Here is a 2,683-nt window from a genome sequence, read left to right as displayed (position 1 = left end):
ACTCAACTGACGGAACAGCAGGTCTTACACCTTACGGTAAGACAATAAATGTAGTGACTTTCAAGTCACACAAAACAATTGGCATCACTGTGCAGTATTGTACGCGCCACACTTCTCGCCTCTTTTCTCGAACATTTGTTCTTTTTTGTCTATTATAGACACTTTCAATAAAAATGTAAAGTGGTAATCTTCCCCAGGAATCCTTTCGTCCTAAATATCGGGACGAACCCCACTCTATATCGGACAAAGGCTTTCTTTTTACAGCTGCGACGACATAGAAAAAGGCTGCTATGCCAGGTTCTCCATAGCATAGCAGCCCTCTGTCACTTTTCCTATTCAAATAAGTTCTGCTGTTCATAAGGCACATACCGTTCCAAAAGGACAGGAATCTGACGCAGCATTCCTTGTGCCTGCTTTTCCTCCCATAGCCAGGATCTGATCTGGTCTTTTTCCAGAACAAGGGGCATCCGGTCATGAACCGGACGCATGGAAGCGTTTGCTACGGTAGTCAAAATTACAAACCGGTCTTCCTTATCAAACCGATCATAAAAGCCAGCCAGATAAAGAGGCTTTCCATCTTTCCGGTAAAATGTATTTTTCTCTTTTTGTCTGCTCCATTCATAGAATCCGGCAGCTGGAATCACCGCCCGGTGGTAATGGATTCCATTTTGAAACATTCTTTTTTCCATTACCGATTCCACACGGGCATTGAAAATCACGCCTTTTTTCTGCCAGCCAGGATATCCCCAGGCCTTGCTGCAAAGCTGTAAATTTTTGAAATCGTTACTTACAATCACAGGAGCCGTTTCCGTTGGATGGATGTCTCCTGTTACGTGCATCCGCTTTAAAGAGGCATCCACTTCTGATACCACGTTCCGGATATCCAAATAGGTTTCCTCATCTATATAGAATCTTCCACACATACCTGCATTTTCTCTGACTTTCCCATTTTTTTAACTGCAATTTTCCCTGGAATTCATAGTGTCACGCATTCTATTTGGAAATATACAAAACACCAAGCGTACCCGGACCACAATGGCTTGATACAACGCCGCCTGCCCGGGTTTCTAATATTTCCTCAAAGATGCCAAGATTTTTTAGATAAGTCCGGACAGTCTCAACGATTTCCCGGTCACAGCCTGAATGCGTGATAAATACGCGCTCCTGTCTTGCATTTTTTAGATCCTTTTCCATATCTTTTACATAGGACAGTATCACAGAGGCAATTTTTCCCCGGTACTTTTTAGAAGCATTCATAGCCCCATCTTCCACTACAATTTTAGGATGTAGCTTCAAAACACCTCCAGCCATGGCTGCTACCGCATTACAGCGTCCTCCACGATATAAATAAGTAAGTGTATCCACTACAAAACTTGCTCGCACATTTGGCTTTAATTTTTCGATCTCAGAGACGATTTCGGAAGCAGTCCGGTTCTTTTTTGCCATAATGGCAGCTTCCACTACAAGAAGCCCGATTCCTGTAGAAAGATTTGCAGAATCAATCACCGTGATCTGCCCGGAAGCTCCCAGTTCTTCGGCAGCAAGGCGCATCACATTTCCAGAAGTGGACATACTTGATGAAATAGAAAAGCAGACAATTTCCCTTCCAGCCGTAACATAAGGGCGAAAAAGCTCTATGGCATCTGCCATGGCCGGAGCGGATGTTTTGGGCGTTGTCTTATTTGCATCGGACCAGGCATAAATCTGATCCGGAGTAATATTTTTCCCATCTTCAAATTCCTGATCTCCCAAAAGAATATGAAGGGGAAGAATGTCAATCTCATACCGAGCTAATAACTCTGGCGAAAGATCGCAGGTACTATCTGAAATAATTTTTACCATGTTTGTTTCCTCATAACATTTCTTTTATGTGTTGTCAATTCTTGTTACTTGCCAATACATCCTTATATTCCAAACAGATTCTCGGCGTTTAAATAAGCAATCTTTTCTTTTTCCTCAAATGGCAGCTTTATTTTTTCTAAATACATTTTGGAATTTTCAGGTTTACAATATGGATAATCTGTAGCCCACAGGATCCTTTCTGCACCCACTTTGTTCCGGCAAAACAAAAAATCATCCTCGTAAAACATCCCGCTTGGAGTTATATACATATTATTTTTAAAATAATAGGAAATATTATGTAATAGTCCTGTAAACGCAGCCGGGAGCATATCATCCATCCGGTTAAAATAATAAGGTAGCAGTTCTCCCCAGTGTCCGCAGATCAACTGCAAATTCGGAAGACGGTCAAAGATTCCGGATAGTATCATCCTCATATACTGCACCCAGGCATCATAGTGCCAGCCAATGCCGTGTCCCGCAAAAACATTTGCCACTGCCACAGGCCAGCTTCCCTGATAATAAGTCTTCGCAACCTCTGTTGGCACTTCCCCTGGATGAAGCATAACTGGAACTTTTAACTCCTGTGCCATTTCAAAAATTGGGAAAAAACGGTCCTCATCAAAATAAGATTCCTGATAAGCACCATTAAAAATAATCCCCTTTAATCCAAGTGTTTTTACGGCGCGTTCCAGTTCTGTCAGGGCAGCACCTGTATCTCCTACCGGCAAAACAGCAAACCCATAAAAATTTCCTGGATACTGTTTTGATATGATACCTCTAAAGTAGACAGATTAAATATAAAAATCTGTTACTTTGGAGGTATTTTTCATGCCAAAATCAA

The 2,683-nt window shown here is 41.9% G+C and carries 3 protein-coding genes; all 3 read right to left on the bottom strand.

All coding sequences use genetic code 11. From position 1 onward, the window contains the following. Nucleotides 1-332 precede the first annotated feature (332 nt). The gene (locus I2D69_RS19515) at nucleotides 333-923 is read right to left on the bottom strand and encodes an SOS response-associated peptidase (RefSeq protein ID WP_173718744.1); all 591 of its coding nucleotides are present in this window, start codon (nucleotides 921-923) and stop codon (nucleotides 333-335) included. Nucleotides 924-993: 70 nt separating this feature from the next. Further along, a complete protein-coding gene (locus I2D69_RS19510; protein ID WP_173718743.1) occupies nucleotides 994-1,842 on the bottom strand; it encodes a DegV family protein in 849 nt (282 codons plus the stop codon). Nucleotides 1,843-1,904: 62 nt separating this feature from the next. Further along, complete coding sequence (locus I2D69_RS19505) at nucleotides 1,905-2,612, bottom strand: amidohydrolase family protein (RefSeq protein WP_347708409.1); 708 nt, start codon at nucleotides 2,610-2,612, stop codon at nucleotides 1,905-1,907. Nucleotides 2,613-2,683: the final 71 nt, after the last annotated feature.

It is taken from the genome of Ruminococcus sp. D54t1_190329_F1 (assembly GCF_015551645.1).
Classification (GTDB): Bacteria; Bacillota; Clostridia; order Lachnospirales; family Lachnospiraceae; genus Blautia_A; species Blautia_A faecis.
The sequence above is the reverse complement of the archived record's forward strand: the minus strand, read 5'-3'. Positions and strand labels throughout refer to the sequence as shown.

Bases quoted from the DNA above. Each gene is read 5' to 3' on its own strand.
- I2D69_RS19515 (WP_173718744.1), bottom strand. From the start codon at position 923: ATGTGTGGAAGATTCTATATAGATGAGGAAACCTATTTGGATATCCGG.
- I2D69_RS19510 (WP_173718743.1), bottom strand. From the start codon at position 1,842: ATGGTAAAAATTATTTCAGATAGTACCTGCGATCTTTCGCCAGAGTTA.